At 33.1% G+C, this 21,496-nt stretch carries 17 protein-coding genes and 5 pseudogenes; 15 read left to right on the forward strand and 7 right to left on the reverse strand.

Features of this window, described 5'->3' with window-relative positions:
- Positions 1–272: 272 nt before the first annotated feature.
- The 10 genes and pseudogenes from ACFQZ1_RS08595 to ACFQZ1_RS08640 all read left to right on the forward strand — a co-directional run bounded on the left by ACFQZ1_RS08595 (position 273) and on the right by ACFQZ1_RS08640 (position 7,398).
- Entirely contained in the window at positions 273–944 is a 672-nt protein-coding gene (locus tag ACFQZ1_RS08595) for a Crp/Fnr family transcriptional regulator (RefSeq protein ID WP_377881723.1), read from the forward strand.
- Positions 945–1,018: 74 nt separating this feature from the next.
- Positions 1,019–1,384, forward strand: coding sequence for a carboxymuconolactone decarboxylase family protein (locus tag ACFQZ1_RS08600; RefSeq protein ID WP_377881724.1), 366 nt, complete (start codon positions 1,019–1,021; stop codon positions 1,382–1,384).
- A gap of 335 nt (positions 1,385–1,719) precedes the next feature.
- Positions 1,720–1,821, forward strand: coding sequence for a phage terminase small subunit-related protein (locus ACFQZ1_RS08605; RefSeq protein WP_377881725.1), 102 nt, complete (start codon positions 1,720–1,722; stop codon positions 1,819–1,821).
- 245 nt (positions 1,822–2,066) lie between these two features.
- Positions 2,067–2,540, forward strand: a complete 474-nt coding sequence (locus tag ACFQZ1_RS08610) for a hypothetical protein (protein WP_377881743.1) — start codon at positions 2,067–2,069, stop codon at positions 2,538–2,540.
- A gap of 574 nt (positions 2,541–3,114) precedes the next feature.
- Positions 3,115–3,474 (forward strand): annotated as a pseudogene (locus ACFQZ1_RS08615) (IS6 family transposase); the annotation flags it as partial.
- An 83-nt stretch (positions 3,475–3,557) separates the two neighbouring features.
- Positions 3,558–3,707, forward strand: coding sequence for a helix-turn-helix domain-containing protein (locus tag ACFQZ1_RS08620; RefSeq protein ID WP_377881745.1), 150 nt, complete (start codon positions 3,558–3,560; stop codon positions 3,705–3,707).
- Positions 3,706–3,789, forward strand: a pseudogene (locus ACFQZ1_RS08625) (zinc-ribbon domain-containing protein); the annotation flags it as partial. The gene ACFQZ1_RS08620 and the pseudogene ACFQZ1_RS08625, both read left to right, overlap by 2 nt.
- 593 nt (positions 3,790–4,382) lie before the next feature.
- Positions 4,383–5,594, forward strand: coding sequence for a replication initiation protein (locus ACFQZ1_RS08630; protein WP_377881726.1), 1,212 nt, complete (start codon positions 4,383–4,385; stop codon positions 5,592–5,594).
- 195 nt (positions 5,595–5,789) lie between these two features.
- A complete protein-coding gene (locus ACFQZ1_RS08635) occupies positions 5,790–6,962 on the forward strand; it encodes an RNA-guided endonuclease InsQ/TnpB family protein (RefSeq protein ID WP_377881727.1) in 1,173 nt (390 codons plus the stop codon).
- 277 nt (positions 6,963–7,239) lie between these two features.
- Entirely contained in the window at positions 7,240–7,398 is a 159-nt protein-coding gene (locus ACFQZ1_RS08640; RefSeq protein ID WP_377881728.1) for a hypothetical protein, read from the forward strand.
- 1,171 nt (positions 7,399–8,569) lie between these two features.
- Here ACFQZ1_RS08640 and ACFQZ1_RS08645 read toward each other — a convergent pair.
- Both ACFQZ1_RS08645 and ACFQZ1_RS08650 read right to left on the reverse strand, forming a co-directional pair.
- The gene (locus ACFQZ1_RS08645; protein WP_377881729.1) at positions 8,570–9,049 is read right to left on the reverse strand and encodes a zinc metalloprotease; all 480 of its coding nucleotides are present in this window, start codon (positions 9,047–9,049) and stop codon (positions 8,570–8,572) included.
- 68 nt (positions 9,050–9,117) lie between these two features.
- Positions 9,118–9,510, reverse strand: a pseudogene (locus ACFQZ1_RS08650) (M12 family metallopeptidase).
- Positions 9,511–10,170: 660 nt separating this feature from the next.
- Here ACFQZ1_RS08650 and ACFQZ1_RS08655 point away from each other — a divergent pair.
- Positions 10,171–10,419 (forward strand): CPCC family cysteine-rich protein, encoded by a 249-nt coding sequence (locus ACFQZ1_RS08655; RefSeq protein ID WP_377881730.1) that lies wholly within the window; start codon positions 10,171–10,173, stop codon positions 10,417–10,419.
- A 235-nt stretch (positions 10,420–10,654) separates the two neighbouring features.
- On the opposite strand, the gene ACFQZ1_RS08660 is transcribed toward ACFQZ1_RS08655, so the two are convergent.
- Entirely contained in the window at positions 10,655–12,373 is a 1,719-nt protein-coding gene (locus tag ACFQZ1_RS08660; RefSeq protein WP_377881731.1) for a helix-turn-helix domain-containing protein, read from the reverse strand.
- Positions 12,374–13,489: 1,116 nt separating this feature from the next.
- Here ACFQZ1_RS08660 and ACFQZ1_RS08665 point away from each other — a divergent pair.
- The 4 genes from ACFQZ1_RS08665 (at position 13,490) to ACFQZ1_RS08680 (ending at position 18,574) form a co-directional block, all read left to right on the forward strand.
- Positions 13,490–15,190, forward strand: coding sequence for a hypothetical protein (locus ACFQZ1_RS08665; RefSeq protein WP_377881732.1), 1,701 nt, complete (start codon positions 13,490–13,492; stop codon positions 15,188–15,190).
- A gap of 1,477 nt (positions 15,191–16,667) precedes the next feature.
- Complete coding sequence (locus ACFQZ1_RS08670; protein WP_377881733.1) at positions 16,668–17,480, forward strand: hypothetical protein; 813 nt, start codon at positions 16,668–16,670, stop codon at positions 17,478–17,480.
- Between the two features lie 212 nt (positions 17,481–17,692).
- A complete protein-coding gene (locus ACFQZ1_RS08675) occupies positions 17,693–17,992 on the forward strand; it encodes a glycerophosphodiester phosphodiesterase (RefSeq protein ID WP_377881747.1) in 300 nt (99 codons plus the stop codon).
- 396 nt (positions 17,993–18,388) lie between these two features.
- The gene (locus ACFQZ1_RS08680) at positions 18,389–18,574 is read left to right on the forward strand and encodes a glycerophosphodiester phosphodiesterase family protein (RefSeq protein ID WP_377881734.1); all 186 of its coding nucleotides are present in this window, start codon (positions 18,389–18,391) and stop codon (positions 18,572–18,574) included.
- Between the two features lie 133 nt (positions 18,575–18,707).
- Here the strand turns inward: ACFQZ1_RS08680 and ACFQZ1_RS08685 are convergent, their stop codons facing one another.
- From ACFQZ1_RS08685 to ACFQZ1_RS08700, 4 genes and pseudogenes are all read right to left on the reverse strand, one after another.
- Positions 18,708–19,145: a hypothetical protein gene (locus ACFQZ1_RS08685; RefSeq protein ID WP_377881735.1), complete on the reverse strand. Its 438-nt coding sequence runs from the start codon at positions 19,143–19,145 to the stop codon at positions 18,708–18,710.
- A gap of 1 nt (position 19,146) precedes the next feature.
- Positions 19,147–20,334 (reverse strand): hypothetical protein, encoded by a 1,188-nt coding sequence (locus tag ACFQZ1_RS08690; protein ID WP_377881737.1) that lies wholly within the window; start codon positions 20,332–20,334, stop codon positions 19,147–19,149.
- 789 nt (positions 20,335–21,123) lie between these two features.
- Positions 21,124–21,325 (reverse strand): annotated as a pseudogene (locus ACFQZ1_RS08695) (MerR family transcriptional regulator); the annotation flags it as partial.
- 12 nt (positions 21,326–21,337) lie between these two features.
- Positions 21,338–21,442 (reverse strand): annotated as a pseudogene (locus ACFQZ1_RS08700) (LytTR family transcriptional regulator DNA-binding domain-containing protein); the annotation flags it as partial.
- Between the last annotated feature and the right edge of the window lie 54 nt (positions 21,443–21,496).

Below are 21,496 nucleotides of genomic sequence, written 5' to 3' on the forward strand. Positions count from 1 at the left end.
TTAAACATTTGAAGCAAAGTTTTTGAAGAATACAAGTAAGGGGTACTATACAACATTTGATATTGACTCATATATCTCACCATCCATATAGATTTCTAGGTTCTCTAGATACATATGATTGTGATACCATATTTCGAATTTGTACCAGAAAAATTACGATATAGAAGCATTTAGAAAAAAAGAAATCCACCCTTTCTGATATTATTTTATTAATCCGTTAAGCACCAAAAAAGTTATTTAAACATGGATTTAATAAAGATTAGGAGGAACAAATGATCAGTAAACTAAATCAAGTTATAAAACGTTTCCCTTGCCTGTCCTCTGTTGAAGCTAAGGAATGGAATAGAACTGATATTTCTATAGTGCAAGTTCCAACCACTCCTGTAGCTTTTGCAAGGGGGCATCGCTTACACCATGCTATTTTTATTTTGGATGGCTGTGTACGCATTTATAGGGTTGGAGAGAATGGCAGGGAGATAACCCTCTATCGGGTTCAGAGCGGCGGCGTTTGTTTAATGATGATAGCTAGCATATTGGGTGATTTAGATTATGAGGCTTTTGCCGCAGTCGAAAGTGATGTTGAAGCCTTAATCATACCAGCCGAAACTTTTCGGAACTGGATACATACATACGATTCGTTAAGCAGATTTATATACGGATTATTTATTCGTAAAATGTCAACTGTGACTCAGCTTGTAGAAGAGATTGCTTTTAAAGGGATAGACGATCGGATTGCAGATTATCTCATTAAACGTACCTCTCTGTATTCCGACGAGATAATCATAACCCACGAGAAGTTGTCTATTGAGTTAGGTACAGCACGGGAAGTTGTTAGCCGAACACTAAAGAAGTTCGAGAAAGAGGGACTTCTTACTTTACATCGCGGAAAAATCGTAAACATCCAACGAAAGGCTCTACAACAAAAATTTAGCCGTTTTCTGTGATATAGTTACAGAAATCTTTCTCTTTTAGATTATATGATAATGGGGACAATATTCATTAAGGAAGGAAGATCCCCATGGAAAATCTAAACGGTCTTTACAAAGGAGACGATGTTCTTTACCGAAATTCTTATTTAAAACGAATTAATGAGCTTATAAAAATGGCACCAGCATCCTCAAAAGCTTTTTTAACATTTGAGAAGGAAGCGTTTGTATCTGGATTAATACCAACGAAAACAAAGGAACTTATTGCGATTGCGGTGGCCCATACGACTGGTTGCCCCTATTGTATTGATGTTCATGTAAACAAGTATAAGGAATATGGGGGAACTATGGAAGAGATTTTGGAGGCAATTATCGTTGCATCTGCAGTAAAAGCCGGAGCAGCCTTGGGTCACGGTGTAAATGCCTTAAATGCGTATGAGAAAAACAATATGTTATAGTAAACGGTTTTGTTTATTCACTTATAATGGAATAGCATTTAGATTTAAACGGCTTTATTGGTATGTTTTTAAGTATAGTGAAGTATCTTACATTAAAAATTAAACAACTATATTTTAATCCCGTCCTAAATTTAGAACGGGATTATGTTTGTTTGTGGTAATAAAGTCACGATGTTTTGAAAAAAGATGCGACGTTTTTATCAAAAAATTCTAAATGAGTTTTGATTAATCTTTTCCTAAAGCTTGTTTGGAGAAATGATATACACATACAAAGTAGATAGGAAGATTGGGAAACAAAATAAGGGTTTGCTTAGATGGAGGTAAGTGTAATGTAAATGTCAAGACAACGTAGTCTAGATAGGGATAGGGCGTCGTTTGAGATATACAAAGAAAGTAAGGGTGAGAAGCTACTTATTGGGATAGCGAGGGCAATATAGCTTGCAATCATGGTGCTTTTCTATATGTCTATTTAAGATATAAAGATATCAATATATCGTTATTAAAAAGTAATGATTCTTAACTAAACATTCCTAATGTTTAGGAATTTATTTCTAAAATAGTTATATATTTACATTTTATGTGTATAGATGTACATTGGGGTTGTAAACCGAAAAAAACTTAAAAAGGAGATTTGAAAATGAAAAAAGTTAAAAAATTTGCAGGAGTTGCTTTAGCAGGAGTAATTGGATTAAGCGGGTTAGGATTAATAGGAACAACTGCAGCTAGTGCAGAGGAAAGCAATTCACCTACATTAAATTCAGTAAATATTTCTAACACATCAGATATTAAACATAATTCTTTTGCCTTAGGTAGTTTCACAGTTTATGCAAATTTAAATTCAAACAACAGAGAATTTGATACAGATACTGCAGGATTTGGAGGAGCAATGGCCGGTGATATATATAATTTTAATGTAGAACCAATAGGTGGTGGAACATATTCCTATGTAAACTTTTGGATGGATAAATATTCATCAAGTAATGGTATGACTTTTGAAGTTTACAAAAATGGTTATTTAATAAAGCGAGCTACGTCACAAGGACAATACGCTGAAGTAAGGGGCCTACAAGTTACAAAAGGAACTTACACTGTCAAAGTCTTTGATCCTAATGGAAACAATAACAGTTCCGTACACTTCAGAGCTAGACTCTACTAATATATTTCATAAAGATACACTATAATGTGAACTACCCGCCACTTAAATTCTAACGAATTTTGAAGTGGGAGCTTCTCAGTTCCACGACGAAAGCAACCTTTCGTCTCCCTGAGCGTTACTTCGGGTTATTCCACCCCTAGATGTCCAACGCTTGGACGTTCTTTTTTACGGTTGATATTTTACGCAGGAACCGAATGGCTTGGTTTTCGCACTTTGTTTTCTTCCTGCAACCTTATATATCAAGTTATCAAAGAACTTCATATGTCTAGTTTATCAAAAGTTTTTGGCTAACGCCAAACCGAAATTCATCTCCCACCTACCGTTGGGCTACAGCCCTTCACACGCTTGAGGAAGGAGAATTCTTTCGGATAATTTCGTTAAAATTTATAACTAGTATTATTTATTTTAAAAAATACATGTATTAGAGATTCAACCCATTAAAGAGAAATGATTAATTGCCTTTAGAATTAAATGGGATATATGGTTCTGGTGCAAAAACTTGAGGGCAATTGCAATAAGTCTACAAATCTTGGACATACTGATACTACTAATCTAAGGAAGGTGCATGATTGGTATGGAAAAGGAAAATATATTCAAATGGAAGCACTATCAGCCCGATTTTATCTTATTAACAGTAAGATTGTACCTACGATACAATCTCAGTTTTCGTGATTTGGTGGAAATGATGGAGGAACGAGGCTTGTTTATTGCTCATACCACCATTATGCGTTGGGTGCATCAATATGAACCTGAATTAGACGATAGAGTACGACGTCATCTTAAGACAACAAATGATTCCTGGAGAGTCGATGAAACATATGTGAAAGTAAAAGGTCAATGGATGTATTTATACCGCGCAGTTAATTCTAAAGGGAATACCATTGATTTTTATCTAAGTGAATCAAGAGATAAACAAGCAGCCAAGCGCTTTTTTTAGAATGATATTATCCCCTTATAGTCGACGGGAAAAAGAAAGCTCTGTACTGTCTAACTATGTAGGGGATATTTTATGGGGAAATAGGTAGTGGATATAGAGCAGTTGCCGACGAATTAGGGATTGAACGAACCATTCTTTTTAGATGGATTCATACATACCAAAAGGAAGGAAGAGAAGGTCTTAAAGAAAAGCGTGGAAATAGTATGGTGGAAGTGTACATAGGGACATGAGTGGAAAACCAAAGTTTATGACCGTATACGTGGTAGTAGGTGTCCTTATTGTTCAAAAAGAAAAGTGCAACAAAACTCGTAAAAAGATCGAACTAATCGATCTTTTTTTTAGAAAATGTACAACCTTCTTTAAAAGTAATAACATGATATATTTATATCCAATCACCTTAATGTTTTATGTTTTGCTTGTTTTATATAATAATTGTTTTATATGTTTTATATGTTTATATGTTTTAGGCGTACGAAATATGTTGATACATAAGCGATTGTGGCGTTTAACTATAACAAAAATGGTTTTAAAGATAACAAATCTGGTTTTTACTATAACAAAAATGGTTTTAAAGATAACAAATTTGGTTGCTTAACTATAACAAAAATGGTTTTAAAGATAACAAATTTGATTTTAAAGATAACAAATTTGGTTTTACTATAACAAAAGTGGTTCCAAAAATAACAAATTTGGTTGCTTAATTATAACAAAAATGGTTTTAAAGATAACAAATTTGGTTCTTACCATAACAAAAGTGGTTCCAAAGATAACAAATTTGGTTCTATACTATATATCTTAGATTCCTTATAGGGCACTTTGGTAAAATTAACTATAACAAAGGTGAGATATTTGTTATAGTTAGTATAGCAATAGAGGTAGGCAGGAAAGAAAGGACGTATGTAGGTATGTCTCCAAATCAAGATTTGCAGATTAAAGATAACAATATTGTTTCTAAATCAAATACTTTAATTGAAGCAAATTCACGTTTGAATTTGGTTGAGCAAAAGATGTTACTTTGCTTGGCTAGTAATATTGAACCGAGTGATCGGGATTTTAAAACATATACATTCCCAATTAAACAATTTCACGATTTACTGGGTTTAAGTGGATCTACTAAATATACCGAGCTAAGTAAAATCACAAAAGAATTATTATCAAAAGTGATTGAAATTCGAGTAGGCGAAGAGCTCATACAAGTATCTTGGCTCTCTTCAGCAATTTATAATAGAAATAAAGGAACAATTGATATGCGCTTTGATCCTTTATTAAAACCCTTTTTATTAGAACTAAGTAGCAAGTTTACAAGTTATAGATTAGCTAATGTTGTTAAGCTAAAAAGTACATATGCAATACGTATTTATGAACTATTAAAACAATACGAAGATTTAAAAGAACGTACAATTAGTCTTGAAAATCTAAGATACTATTTAGATGCAATGGATGTATACCCTAACTATGCAAATTTTAAGCAACGTGTATTGAAACCTTCCCAAAAAGAATTGAATCAAAAAACAGACATTTCTTTTGAGTTTGAAGAGATTAAATCGGGTAGAAAAGTGCAAAAGATTAGATTTATAATACGTAGTCAAAAAAGGAAAGATTCAGATTTAATTACTTTTGAAAGGAAGTTAGATCAATTTCAACAGCTAAATACATTTGAACAAAAAATCAAACGTTTTGAAGAACGCTGTAAAGAAAAAATATTTCCGAAAGTATTCAAAAAATGGAAAGAGCATGAAGATCTTGTATTAGAGATAATTGATGATATACGCTTTCGATCAGATATAGATTCACCAATAGGTTATGTAGAATTTATGCTCAATTCACGATTAAAAGAACTGAAGGATAAGGAAAGATTAAATCCAGGTATTCAAACAAAAGAAGAACTACATAGTAATGCTTTACTACAGATTAATAACATTATAGATAACGTAATTAGAAAATATTCAACATCTACAGGTGCTGTAGCTACATTTTTAGTCAAGGATACAGCTATTGAAGAGTTAATTGGCTTAGTTACATTAGATGAAGCTGAAAAGATTTGGAACGAACATGAGGGATTTGTGATGGATAAAATTTATGAATGTATAAAAATGAATCGAAGAAAAAAAAGATAGAACACTGATTACAGTTAGTTAGAATACACTAACAAAGATATAACAAAAACCCAGGATAAAGTTCGACAATAATCTTTAACATGATTAGCGAGAATTCCCCTTCCTCTATAGGTGGGGGAATTCTCGCTGTTTTTATTTCTTTTCTACCTAACTATAATAGTTATATATCTATAAACAAGGAGGTGAATTCTCACTATGTATCGTGGACAAAAGGTATTCTTTTCTGCTTCTCCTAAGACCATTCAACAACTGTTTGAGTGCAACCGTATCTCTGCTGAGATTTGGAATGTTTGTCTTATTGAAGCAAAAAACTATTACCTGAAACATAACAAATGGATTGGAAAGTCACAATTGCAACAACTTCTCAAAGGGAAATATCGTTTACACAGTCAAAGTATACAAGCAGTTTGTCATAAGTACCTCTTTTCCAGAAATAGTACGCATAAAGCTATCAAAAAAGGCGTAAAAACTGCTAAGTATCCTTACAAACAAAAGAAACATTTCAATACGAAATGGGTTGATAAAGCTTTTTCTATTTCAGAGAATGGCAAAATTACTCTATCTTTAGGAACGTATAATGGAAAGCGTGTACCGCCTTTAGTGGTGTATGCAAAACATTTACCTAAAGGTGACATCAAAGAAATTGAGCTATGCTATGACAATGGATTATACCTTTCGGTCTCCTATGAAGATGGTCAAGAGGAATTATCCTATTCAAAAGCCAATTCTTGTGCTGTGGATATGGGAGAGATTCATACCATTGCTTCGTTTTGTGAAAATGGCAATAGCATTCTGGTATCAGGTCGTAAGATGCGAAGCATTCATCGTCTTCGTAACAAAAAACTCAAAGAGTTACAGAAATTACAAAGTCACTGTAAGAAAGGTTCACGTAAATGGAGGAAATACCAACAAGCAAAGCGTTATATTTTATCGAAAAGTGAACATCAGTTGCGAGATGCTTTACACAAAACAACCAAAGCCTTTCTGGATTGGTGTGTCGAACAGCGTATTTCCGATGTATATGTCGGAAATCCCGAAGGGGTGCAACGTCATACAAAGAGAAAGAAACGCAAAACCACCAATCAAAAGTTATCGAACTGGAGTTTCGGGAAACTGAAACAGTATATCCAATACAAAGCACAAGCAAAAGGAATACAAGTATCTTTTGTGAGCGAAGCATATAGTAGTCAAACATGTCCTGTTTGCAAACGAAAAAAGAAGGTATCCACTCGAAATTATCGTTGTCACTGTGGATATATGTCACATCGAGATATTCATGGCGCAAAGAATATTTTGAGTGAATCGTTAATGGGTTCATTTGAACCTTGGAAAGTGGAATATATTCCAACGTATCTACGACCAGCGTAAGTTGGAAGTAGTAGAAGGTGTGAATCCACCCATTGAAAGATGTTATTTCTTATGAAGATAGATGAAAATCCATCCTTTGAGGAACGAAACACCTAACGGTGTCTCAAGGAAATTCAACTATGTTTGAAGAGAAGAAACCCCCACTTCAAGCTATGCTAAGTGGTGGGAGATTCATCAATTAGAAACTGTGCTATAATATGAAAAGGTAACTGTGAGGTTAGGGTGGAAAGGCTATCCTCCTTTTTTCCATTTGGAAAAGAAGGGGGGTGAATATGCCATGGAAGTTTTTCTGGAGTTTCTAAAAGAAATCATAAAAGCTGTGCTTCGTGAAGTGACAGCTCATATATTCAAAAAGAAATTTTTAGATAAACGAAAAGCCACCCTTTCTTCCAGCCGACCAAAGCGAAAGAAAAAGGGTGGTTTTCGTAAAAGATAATCGTTGATAGCCACCACCTGGCGGTAGCAGTTATCTAAAGATGAGCACATGTTAGCGCATGTTGCTCTCTTTTTTATTATATTCATTGTGAAATGAAAAATTCTTCTGTTTGTTCTTATATTATAACATGTACAAATTGATTTGCAATTCCACATATTACTTGATCTTAACTTAAAATATTGAATGATTATTATTAGATATCTGTATTATCGAAAACACTTACTTTCTTATGTTGTCGCTTTTAAATAAAGTCACGGTGTTTATAAAAAAGACGCGATGTTTTGAATAAAGTCGCGACGTTTATAAAAAAGTTGCAATGTTTTGCCCCTTTGGATCTGTTATCTAAAGGGGTGTTTTTATAGTGAAAAGAAGATCTGAACTAAAAGGCGGATTAAGGAACTGTTGAGTAGCAATAAAGTTACTCCACTAAAGGACCAGATTGTGGAATAACATTTTTAATTGTATCATGAAGATTGTGAAGAAATGTACTTAAGCTAACGGTCAGGATAGTTGAAGAAGAATTGCATATATAGAAGGCACTTAAAATGAAGTGCCTTCTTCCGGAAAATTATTTGCTGTTTATATTGGATTAGTTGGAAAAATAGGATCACCAGGATAAAACAATGTAATAAAAACCGTACCCGACTTGGTGCAGAAGCAGATGCGACGAGTTGATTCGCATCAGGGGCAGACAATGCCACTTCGCTGTTTGGCGGAACCGTAGCATCAGCTAACGAAACTGGTGGAGTATCATTACCTGATGCCGCATAACGTTGTATTGCCACATCCACAAAGGTGCTAGAGAGGTTTCGAGCGATAACGGCCATAAGACGTATTGGGTCTGTTGGAAAAAAACCTCGTGCATATTGAAAAATCGTATTTTGAATTAATTGTTGAATCGTCACGCCGTCAGTGGGTCGTAATGGGTAAAAGACTTTGCAAAAATCATAAATGGTTTCTCCGGATTCCGTCATTTGTACAGTGGAATTATAAAATAAAGGATGAAATCTAAAATGGTTTCATTCTTTTATTATTATAAATTTTAAGCCCAAGTAAGGAGAATCCTATTTTTTATCTGTTCTATATTACTATTGTTTATATTATGTCAGTTACCTGTCACACCTGTGATTGGATTCCCATTTGCAACCAAGAAAAAAGACCCCTCCCACTTTCATGTTTTGCTATCTAAAAAGTAGTGGGCTAGCCAGTCACCATTTCCTTCAGGGTCCAATACTGGTGTCATCCGAACAATCATCTCGAGATTACCGGTATAGCCGTCCCCTTTAAAGTTGCTTTGAATAAGCGTTACGCTTGTCGGATTGCTTTGCACGAACCCCACTCCACCAGATTTGGGTTGAGAAGCAGTAAGGCTCCAAGGGTAGTTAGGTTGGTCATTATCCCTATAATAATGTTTTAATTTATTTCCTTGTGGAACTACCAATTCAAAGTTTCCTTTAGTGCCAAAAATACTTTGGACAAGATAACCACTATGATTACCATTAATTAACTCTGGTAGGTTACACGGTCGTGATTTAGAATACATAAATTTAATGGTTTCTAGATCTCCTTCACTTAAATGCAAGCGTTGCCCCATTCCTTCACACATAGTATCCTTTTCTAAAATTTTTCCGGAGGTCACAGGATAATGCATAATTGAGCAACAATCATATGGGCCATAGATTGTTCCATCATCCCGAATTTTATAATCTTTATCATTAATTACAGATGGTCAACTATCACGAAGTCGTTTCGATCAGGACTTTGGTGCTCGTGAAGCAGCCCGAATGCATGTCCAATTTCATAAATTACATTTCCTATTACGAAACTACCACCTAATGCACAACTAATTGACTGCTACCCTCCAATCCTACCCACACTAGATTGGCATGAAACTCCGGACAGTGGTGCTAATTGAAAAACACAATAATCACTTTCACCATTAAGAGGTACTAAACTTACATTCGACATGTCGTTCCAGTGGGAAATTGCATTCTCAATAATTTTTCGGTTATTGGATCCTACTGGAAAATCAGTATTACTAATAGTATAAGGAATATATCCATCTGGCCAACGTTTAATCTTATCAGTAAAATCAGTAATAAAGAAGCCCATTTGTTTCTCCTTTTATCTAAAAAATAATAAAAATATGTAGGTCTATATTATTTTGTATCTTTTTTTTATTTTTATGTTATATATAAAAATTTTTGATCATATGCGATATGAACAATGGCAAATATCATGATTTCTTAGCATGGGGCATTGGCTTTTTCCCTAATAATAGGGGATATTAGTAGAAATTTAAAAGCGAAGGATGATGAACGGCCTATGCTTGATGGTAAAAAATTTAAGGAAATACATAAAAAATAAATACTATGTTGTTCAACAATCGAGCGCGATTGTTGAACAACATAGGTAGAAATGATCAAATTTTTTTATAAAAACCAAACTTAAATCTACTGGAGAAGAATCCATTTTAATCAATCTTTTTTCAAAATGGATTCTTTTTATTTATCGTAAAACGTGGGATTGCGAGGTATTTTTGATCAAACTTTATTTCAAAGCTACATATTGTCTCACCATCCATATAAAATTCTAGGCATGTTAAATAGATATGATGAAGAGATTTCTTTTCGAATTTGTACATAAAAAAAGACCAACCAAAAAGTTAATAAAGTTGTTTCATTTTAAATGCTTTTTAGAGAAGGGTAGTTTAATAAGATGTGATATGATTAAATAAAAGTAGGGTTTTTAGGGGGTTTTTAGGGGGATTATATGAAATATACATGTCCATGTTGTGGTTATAAAACCTTAGAAGAGAAACCACCAGGTACATTTGACATTTGCAGTATCTGTTTCTGGGAAGATGATAACGTTCAATTTGATGATCCTGATTATGAAGGCGGGGCGAATGAGGAGTCTTTGAGACAATATCAAAAAGCCTTTTTAATGAGGCATGTTAATCGAAACCTAACTAATAAAAATGAACGTGATCCAAACTGGAGACCGCTTTTCGAAAAGTAATGTTTGTTACACTCGTCAACTAATAGATACCTTTGTTCCATAAAAATTGAGTTTTAAACGACTTTATTATTGCTGATTTTTTTTAAATTAGAGAAGGATAAATAAAATTAAACAATTATTTTAAACATCGTTTGATTGTTCAGACGGTGCTAAGCGTGTTTATAGCGTAGAAATTAAACAACTTTATTATCTCATACAGAAAAAAATGTAACCTATTTTTATATCTAAAAATAGGTTACATTTTTTCTATTATTACTTGTCTCTCATACCACTTGGACATTTTTTCAACTGCATTAGCCGATAGGCGCTTTGTTTGCTTGTTACAAAATCTGGATAATGTAGGAGCCGAAATTTTAATTTCTTTTGCTAGTTCACGTATACTAATGTTGTCAATATTATGCCGTTTTAGTATTTTTTCTCGAACTACTTCTTCATCAAATATGTAAGTCTCTTGACTCCTTTTCACTTGTGGCATATCATAAACATCTTCGTTTTTTTCAACATATTCTAAAGCTGTTTCATCATTGCTTTCTAAAGTTTTTTTCTTCGGCAAATTGTACATAGATTTAATTAATTCTTCTGGTGGAAAAATAGTAATATTCAAATTCACCCAATAATCCTTAAACCAATTCTTCTTATTTAAACGTTTCTCATCTAATTCACTTGTATACTCCCACTTAGAAATTACGTTTTCCCGTTCCAAATCAGTGAGAATATTCTCTAGATGCTCTCGAATTCGACTCGGTTTCCATTTTAGTGGGACTGCCATAACAGCTAATAATCCGTTATCCCCTCCAATGGAATAAGGCCGCTTTAAAGTTGAATATATCTGACGTATTCTCCATTGCCATGTTAAATAGCGAATTAAACGTTTATGGTATTTATGTCGGTAACTGTTATACTCTAGTGCCTTTTTTGATAATAAGGCTGTCGTATTACTTGAGCCATATAAATAACTAGCTAAAAAACTCCCAGGTTTGATACGACAAGATTCGATTCCCATATATTCATTCGTTGTACTGTGTCTCCATAGTACAACAGAATCTAATACAAACAATCTTTTGATTACTTCTCTTCTTACTTTATATTGCTCATCGTGCTCATTTTCATCATTTAAAACCACTACTTCATTTTCATCATTTAAGTATATGAAAATACTCGCTAAAGCAGCAATTCGCTGAGCAACCTTAATTTTATCTTCGGGTCTATAATATTCCCCTTTACTTACTTTCTTTTTTGGGACATTACACATGTCCAATACTTGCTCATAGGAAAATTCGATAAATTCATCTGGTGACTTGGCTTGTGCTAACCATTGTATAGTGATTGAGTCTAATACATCTGCCGTCAAATCATCCATATTACTCATTACATCATTAACTAAAGTATTCCACCGGGATGCTTCATTTGCTTTGGTAAGCTTTAAATCTTCATCTCGATGAGAAGAAAGTTGAGCTACTGCATTACTATCCTTCGTTTCAAGTGGATATGATTTTATCCCCGTATTTGAAGTATCTTCAAAATGATTTTTTGAAATCCCATCACGTAATTTGAAATAAACAGCTGAATTATTGACTTCAAAATAATCTTTATCGTCTGTTTCATCTTCATTTTTTTCTAAAATGGATACTGGTTCAACATTTGATTTATCATTAATAATATTTTGAAACTCTTCTTCTAAATATCTTTCAAGTACCGAATGAATTTCGTCCTTATACTGGTTCAACTTAATAGCAACTTGTAGCGAATTGATTCCTTCATCATTCTTTTTACTAAGCCATGATACTAAAGCTGACAAGGAGGGGGAAACATATTGAGAAGTTACAACCTTACTATTATCTTTTTCTACGTCTGCACTAAAAGAAGTCCATTTATCCCAAATTACTTTATTAGTCCCGTACAGTGGCTCAGATATTAATAAAGCATCTGTGAACATTTGTGTTAACTTTTCCATTTGGTCACTCCTTCCTTTCTATACTTTACTTACATATACATCACAACGTAGTCCCCTAAATATATAGAAAACTTGTTATTTTTCGGGCACATTTATATTTACAAAAGTAATGAAACACTTTTATCTTTGGTTTTATAAACGAAATAACATTTATTATACATTACTCCCCAATACATCAGCAATTGATCTAAAGAATGAACATATGAAACACTTTTCCCCTATAGTGAACCTATTCAATAAATATGAAACGCTATTTTCCCCTTAACACTTCTTTATATTGTAGACTATACCGCTCTTTACATTAGTAACCCTTGTACCATATACGATTTCAAATGTTTCATATCCATTTGAAACGAATAACTTGAAACATCCTTACCATATCCTTGACCTAAAAAACAAAACATGAAACATTAGCTAATTTTTCTCTTCTCACGTACATACTCGGAAAAAATTTTTTAATATGTCCTAAACCTATATATATCAACGGTTTAAAGCACATTATACAAATAGAAAACATAAAGCATTATGAAGCGTTTTTGCCATATCCTTGACCATAAAATACATAAAAAACACCAATATTTCCTTATGTACCAAGGATTTTATCCTATTTTTGCATTTCTCCGCCACCATGTAAAATATGAAACACTTTTGCCATATCCTTGACCTTTTAAATTTTGAATAACAAAATTTCTTTTGCCATATCCTTGACCTAAATTTCTTACTATATTCTTAGTAAGCCTCCATTCATCTACATTTGACGGATTTTATCATAATAAACTACGTATAAATAAACATGAAACACTTTTGCCATATCCTTGACCTAAAAATCTCTAAATATCTCATAAACCCCTTATATATCAATACTTTTACTGTTGTTTCACTAATACCTTTACACGATTAAAATGTGAAACACTTTTTGCCATATCCTTGACAAAAAGTTTTTTTACAAAAATCTTGAAACCCTTGTCACAACTGGTTTTATCGAGTGTTTCATCTTTTAAAAATTCCCCTTAAAGGAGCACCTTTCATCAATTTTCGATTTGTTATAATAAAAACTGGTATATTTTATAGTATTTTGACATATATTTCTGAATTTATATGTAGGAGGTGAAAGAGATGGGAAAGTCATTTATTATTCGCAATCAACGTAGCTTAAATGGACAATCTACCAATGCTGTTTTAGTCACATTAAAATCTTGGCAAAAACTTGTTGAAGCTTTTGAAGGGAAATACTATAGCTTTAAAGATACATATCTTGGGGATATTCTCGATCATATGACATATGAGGAACGTATTGCGGATGTAGACGGCTTTGTGACACAAGCGAAACCATCTTTTTCACGCCGAACCATTTCTACTGTTACACAAGTAATGGGAAGAAAACATAAATTGTATGGTATTACAAACGCAGATCTTGAAGTATTCCTATACTTACATAAGAAGTGCTATACAAATGGTGTCATCCCAAATGTAACTGTACATATGCTTTGGGAAGATTATAAGCAATATAAAGAAGAATTAGCATACATACAACATTCTCAATTCTATATAGCTTTAAAGAAATTGAGCTTACATAACATTATCTCTATTGAAAATGAATTAGATGGTCGATATACGATTAAGTTAACTGACTTTATGAATCCAGAGACAGAAAAAGCAAACCCTTATGTCTACATTAGTCCAGTTGTATTTACAAAGGAATTCTTTGAAATGTCAGTTGCAGCTAAGAAACTATTCCTGGACATTGCGATGCAACAACATTCAGAGACTACACTTAAACGTTCCTTAGATAAACAAGATGAAAGAGGAAACAAAACTCACTTTGGCGGGATGTATCGCTTTTTACATAAGAAATATCCGCATCAAATTCGCGCAGTCATGACGGAAATCACAACGGCATTATCATGCACAGGTACTCCCCTTTTCAAAATTTGCAAACTAGAAAAAGGGGTTAAGAACAAAAAAAGATACACAACATTATATGTATCCTTGCATAACGACTTCTTATGTACCAAAGAAGCAGGAGAAGTACAATATCGTGATCCATTTGTACCAAAAGTTACTTATGCTCGTAAAGCTCGTTTTATCGAGTCGGTCTTACAAGAGATGAACATTGGTGAGTTTGCGCGAGACATGAATAAATTCATTCATATACTGAAATATACATGCCATCGACAAATTCGTAGCGTAGTTCGTGGCTTACGTGACATGGTAGATCGCAATGAAGAATACCCAACTAAACTTGTTTACACGCTTAAAAAATTATTAAATCAAACATCACAATATCAAATTCTTGATACGGCAGCTAAAGAAGGAATTTATCCTCTTATTACACAACATGTTCCGAAAGAACAAAAAGAACAAGCCGTATTCGATTTTGGATTACACTTCTCGATGTATTCACTTCGAAGTATCAAGAGCTTGTTCAGAAAGACTCACGAACTCCTTAAACAAAAGTTCGCAGTACCAGTTACGGAAGAATCCTATCACCGTAATTATCTAAAGTATCAAGAAGAAACACTATTTAGAAAGTACGCCTATGAACAAGGTACCAATTTACATGCTTATGTTGCTTTAGAAATTGAAATGCGTGAACTTCTCAAAACAAGAGGTCATAAAGAACGTTCTATTCCTAGTGATGTTCGTGAATGGTTCATTGAAAAGATTGATACATTACCGAAAGAAAAGCTTCGTGTCATTGAAGTACCGGACAGTTTTAATCTGCTTACATTTACGCGCACCTTTGAACGGTTAATACGCTCTGGTATCCAGGTATCAACAGCTGAACAGGTACTAGAAATAATGGAAGCAAATTAACTACATGCAGCTCTCTATTTTTGAAAAAATCAGAAGTAGAGGGCTATTCGTGCTGACCCTATAAATTAAAGACCTTCTAGTTGACTCCACTAATATGAAATTTTACTAGACTCTATTGAAAATAGAGTCTTTTTTTATGCACTCTTATACAAGAAATTTATTCTAATCCTTCTGTTTCCACAGAACATTCCTTTCCTCCTTCCAGACAGATGCTCAAAGAGAGTCTTTTTTCTACAAAAAATCAGAAAGAAAAATTTATATTTAGTGGATATGTATATAGATCTAGTCCAGTGTGAATAAAATAATCCCAATATTGTTGTAATATAAGGATTCTATGGTCTCATCTACTTAAATTCATCAAGTTTTATGTGAGTAATGTGGAATAACTGAATTATGTGGAGTATGTAGCTATTGCTGTGAATACATTGGGGATGAATAACATCAAATTGTGGAAATATAGGGGATAGAGTAGAAATCTAGCTATTGAATAAATATGTTTTAGACTGAATCAATTTGTTTCATTTTTTATGTAGAAATATGTGTTTTAGTTTCTGATTATTTGTAGGTAATGTATCACCATAATGCCTTGTTTTTCATTTCTAAATCCTGCTATTTATGATTTTTTACAGTATAGTATAGTAAAAGTCCTTGTTACAGTAGTACTTTATCCATATTTTTTGATCCTATATAAGTTTAATCTTTATATTTTTAATATATATAAGATATATATTTATATTAGATTTTATTAAAGAGATAACAATTTTATTTTGGAAACATAAATGAAGTAGTTGAAGCTTAATTTAAAGTATAGATTTTTGAGTATTATTTATAAGATAACCAGGATTAGAATAATTCGTTGAGGTTCTAATATTAATATATATTGTTAAATATTCAAATGAACTCAATGTCTAGAGAGGCTAATCTACTAGTCACGATTAGGTAAACCAATTATGCTTCAGTTAGTTGTCAATTTGCCTTGTAAAAACATCAATTCGGTTAGATCCTCAAGAAGCTACTGCTAAAGCACCAACTGTTTCAAAATGATAGTATCAGTATGTATAAGATTTAGAGATTAGTTGCAACAAAACCCAAAACCCTGTTTTTTCATTCAGGAATGCAGCTATACAGTCATGCCCGCTTTCGTGCGTGACATTCATGAAAGCGATGCGATGTTTTGAAGAAGGTCGCGAAGCTTTATCCTTTTGGATATTTTTGTCTGAAGGAGTGTTTTTATGACTAAAGGAAAAAGAACATCTGAATAAAAGGTGGATTAAGGAATTATTGAGTGACATAGAATTGTTCCGTTAAAGGGCCATTTAATGGAACAAGACTTCTAAACAATACTGGTTATTTATGTTAATATTGGCGTGAGATTGTAAAAAAATGTACTCTAACGTCATAACATCATAAATGTAAAAGAAAATATTCAAGAAATATAATTGTTAAGAAACGAATAGTACATTTAAGGGGAGATAAGATGTACGAACTATGGGAGAATTTCAATCAATTATCAGCAACTTTATCAAAAATGTCTGTTTCAATGATACCAAATATTTTACAGCTAACAGGAGCTATATTGACCCTTATTACAGCTTTGCTAGCAAGTTTAGACATTTTTGAAAACGCAAGAAGAGGGATAAGAAATAATTTATTGTGGAGTCCGAATTTTAAAAATGAAGAGCATGTAGAAAGCCCAAAATCAAAATACAACGATTTAAGGACAAGTATTAGAGAATTAAGTTATGGGATGGCTGGCATATTCCTAATTATATTAGGTTATATTGCAGCAGTCATAGGTCTGGATTACAAAGATAACTTTTTCTTTTATTTATTAGCTCCTATAATCGTTTTATTATTCTCTATACTGGTCGCGATCTACTGGAAAGATATTGTGTCTATAGTGTCGTCTACATTATGTTTATTATTGATTATTTATTTAATATATGTTTCTAAATGGTTTGCAGTCATAGCTGCTTTTTTAGGTTCAACTACTTTACTTATGTTGATTGTCATAAGTTTTTTAGAGAGTAGAATTATTAATAGAACCATTGATTCCATTTCGAAAGAAGAAAAATTAATAAGATTATTAAACTATAAAGGTCCGTATGATTCAGTTAAAAATCTACTGGATGATTTAGAGGATAGAGGTATGGGGGAAAAACATGTAGAGATTACAAAAGATCCTATAACAAACAAAGTTTCAATTGAAATTAAAATAAAAAAAGATTCTGCGACAACTCAAGAAAATACAGATGAAACATCAAATACAGAAAAGAAAGATAAGACATAGAATGTAAGATAAGACGAATTTTGGGGCACAAAAGTATCGTTTATTAGATTAAACAATCGGGCGCGATTGTGAAGTAACACAGGCGGAAAATGATCAAACTTTTTTATAAAACCGAAACATAAACCTGTTGGATAAGAAACCATTTTGATTAATCTTTTTCAAAATGGTTTCTTTTTATTTACCATAGAATACGGTTTAACACGATATTTTTAATCAAACTTTATTTTAAAGCTACACCCGGTCGTGGCGTACCTTCCCTTGCGCCTGAAAATACGATGACTTCCTATCGAAAAGCTTATGAATTAGGTGCGGATATGATTGAGACGGACGTGCAGATGACGAAGGACGGAAAGTTGGTCATTATGCATGACTATAATGTGGATCGGACAACGAACGGCACGAGCTATGTAAAGGATTTAACGCTTGAACAGATTCGCACATTGGATGCCGGTATCAAATTCAGTCTCGAATTCCAAGGTGTGAAAAGGTACCTATCTTTGAAGAGTTTTTGAATGATTTTAAGGGGAAAGATGTGGTTCTGCTTGTCGAGCTTAAGGCGGGCGGCATCGAGAAGCAAGTGATGCAGGAAATTGAGCAAGCTGGGGATGATTGATAACGTAGTGATTCAAAGCTTTGATGCCAACCATATCAGAAAAAAGCTTCAACTGGGACGCTCTCATGCGAATGCGCGAGGTCGAGCCGCGCTTGCACATCGTCGCACTGACAAATGGTCCGAAGTTCTTGCAGCCTGGACAACCGGAGGCATCTCCGTGGTTGGGCGGAATTTACATCGAAGACTTTGAGGGAGACCTTGTAGCAGTGGCCAACTCATTCAGCGTGGACGTTATCTCCCCTTGCACGGTTTCCCACAGGACGGCACAATCACAGAAGAGAACTACGAGCCCTACGTGACGGAACAAATGATACCAGAAACACATAAATACGGCATGAAAGTTATCCCGTGGTCGGTGAACGATGCACCCACCATGCATAGGCTTATAGACGATGGTACCGACGGGCTCATTACCGACTATGAGGTCATGGAGCAGCGTGGTCTCAATCTACCCAACCCAAATAGTGAGAAACTTAGATAGTAAGGCTAAAACTTTTGAAAAAAATACACTTACACAATAAACTTTCTTGTTCAACTAAGGGAGCTTTAATTGAAGAAAAAGCTAAAAAAAAAGAGTCCTAATATCCAGGACTCTTTTTGATATTTTGACAGCACTAATTACCAAATAAACTTGCTGTATCAAGATCTTCATATTCATCGTTTAAAGCTTTTGTTTCAGATGTAGAAACGTCTTCTTTTTTTACGTCTTCATTATCGGATTTCTCTTCAGAGGTCTCAATTTCCTCATTAGGAGATTTTATCTCATTATGGGTGTTTTGGTCTTCTTTTTTGAGAATAAGATTTGAATCATTCAATATGACCCGTTTAACTTCATTTAAAAAATCTTTATCTTGAAGTAAAATTTCTCTTTGCATTTGTTGTTGAATCTTATAATCACCAACATCTTGTAAGCCATGTTTATCAATAAAGTAACAGACAAGTTTATATAATGAATCTGCTATATTTCCTTGAGATTCAAACCATTTAAAGAATTCTTCGTTCTCAATTTTTTTGAGATTCCAAAAGAAGGACTCTCTTTTCTTGTCAGACATATTATCTCACCTTTTTTCGAGTAAGAATTTTCTTGATAACTTGCATTCCTCTAGCATTCATATCTACAGCATATTGTTCTGGAATCCACAGTAAGTACATTCCAACTCGATTACAGTACTCTAGTAACTGATCGTATAGTTCGTCTTTAAAAGTAACACTTCCGCCGCCGTATACGCATAAAATTTCAGCTTCACTTGCTGTATTATTTACATATTTCTCATCAGTATCTTCTAAAATAAGTTCAGCTTGTTCCACTTTTGTAATGTTAAAATACCCAGTGGATTCTTCATGGTATTTATGGTCTACATCTTGAAGGATTTGCGAGAATTGTTGACGTTTAATATTTGTTCCACGTTCCTGATTCAATAGTTTTACAGCTTCTTCTGTAGCATGCCCAACTCCACGTCTTTCGCCACTACAAGCATCAATTACTGGATTTACGCCAACTGTGTATATATACTCAGTTGTTCCATCTCCAATGTCACTATGTAAGATCTTTTTGTTCTTAAAGAATGATCCTTTTATTGTTTCTACCTCAAGTTTGTCTTTATATAGTTTAATAAAATCACTAAACATATCTTCTTCGCCTTCAAGGATTGCGTATAAAGGAGGAACACCTTCTTGAGTAATGTTTGCACTGTTAAATGTTAAGGTAACTGTTACTTGTTCTTCACCGACATAAACAATTACAACATGATTTGAGCTAGTGAAGCGGTTTTCTAAATGCCTTGCATTCGCAGGTGTCCATTGGCTTGCTGGAATTGCTGAAATGAGATCTACTGTAACGTTAATGGATTGAGGTAGTTCTTCAGTTTGCTCCCACTCAAGTTGTACAGATTTATTTGCAAGAAGACCTAGCATATTAATCAGTGGTAAATCATCATTATACTTCTGGCCCACTTTAATATTCATGTTTTTAGGGTTTTTTCCAGTCATCATTGCGCGATTACCAATAAAATACATTCCGGATCTTCTAATTGATTTACTAGCAATATTTACGAACATGTTATCTATTAAATTAATTACATTCTTTTGAGTATTCGTTTCCGTAACATTTGGCATGGAGTAAACACTTTGATATACATTCTTCATTTTTATATATTGTCCATTAATATACCCTTTAAATGAATCGTTACCAATATCTCCTTCAATATTTAAATGAAGATTAGTTACTTTTAAATCTGTCATTGTAAATCACCTCTATTTTTTATTTTATTTCCTTTTAATATCTATTAGATATATTATAACACGAAAAACATGTGGATTTCAATTATAGAAATCAAATATATATCTAAAAAATATCTTTTGGATATATATTTGATTTCGGGGAAAGAATAAATATTTAAAATATATCTTTTTGATATCTTTAATAAATTAATTTTATATTTAAAATTGATGAAAAGGTATTTTTGATTCCTCTCTATATAAAATAAATATCTTTTTGATATTTATTTTATATAGGTGTTTCTACAGAAAATATCCTTATGATAAATAAATCTTCAAATGATGAATTCAATATTTAAATGTAATAGCTTATAAAAACTTAATTAACTTTTGTGACTGTACATTATTGAGAATCTTATTAGATATTCCAGATGGGTGTAATAAGCCGTGTGTCAGATTTGTCATATGCGCTTCTTGAAATTAATTTTGTAAGCTCTAGAGAACGTTTCCATAGATGGCGGATCAATTCCTGTATTTAGTTTTGCAATTTTAGATTTTAATAAATAATGGTTCACCTTCAATTACTTTTGAGAATCCCGACATAATTTGTTTGTCCAGGCTAAATATACAAAAAAAGCGGTTGATGGCCGCTTTAAAAGAAATTATAAAGAAAAATATTATATTTAAATTGGAAAGTTATTTAGGGATAAATCAGGATCTCATAAGGTATAAAAGAATCTGATATGCTAATTGTGTACATATTTTTTTTCGTATTTGTACACAAAATTGCAGTATGAACTATATAAAAATAAATTAATTCCGGTTAAATAAACACTGAATGAACGTTTTCTTTGTGTTATCTTGACGGTCTTCAGGTAGTAATTTAATGGTTTTATCTAGTTTGGTTTTGTTACTGAAATATGTGTGAAAGTGTATTTTGAATTACTGCAATGGCGTTTTTCGAACGCTTTGGCAGTGTTATCTCGACGGCTGTTTCTTCGTGAACGCTATCCGTTTATGTAGCGTTTTATCCAGAGTTATCAAGGCTTCCCGGTACTTTTGAATCCCCTTTCATAATTAAATTATACGTAGAGTTAAACAACGGCTGGATTTCAGAAATATGATTTACATTTACTTTCTCCCTTAGTTCCAATGACTTTCCCAGTCAGTTTTGGTGCAAAAAAAG

The sequence above is a fragment of the Bacillus sp. CGMCC 1.60114 genome, assembly GCF_042676365.1.
GTDB classification, from domain to species: Bacteria; Bacillota; Bacilli; order Bacillales; family Bacillaceae_G; genus Bacillus_A; species Bacillus_A rhizoplanae_A.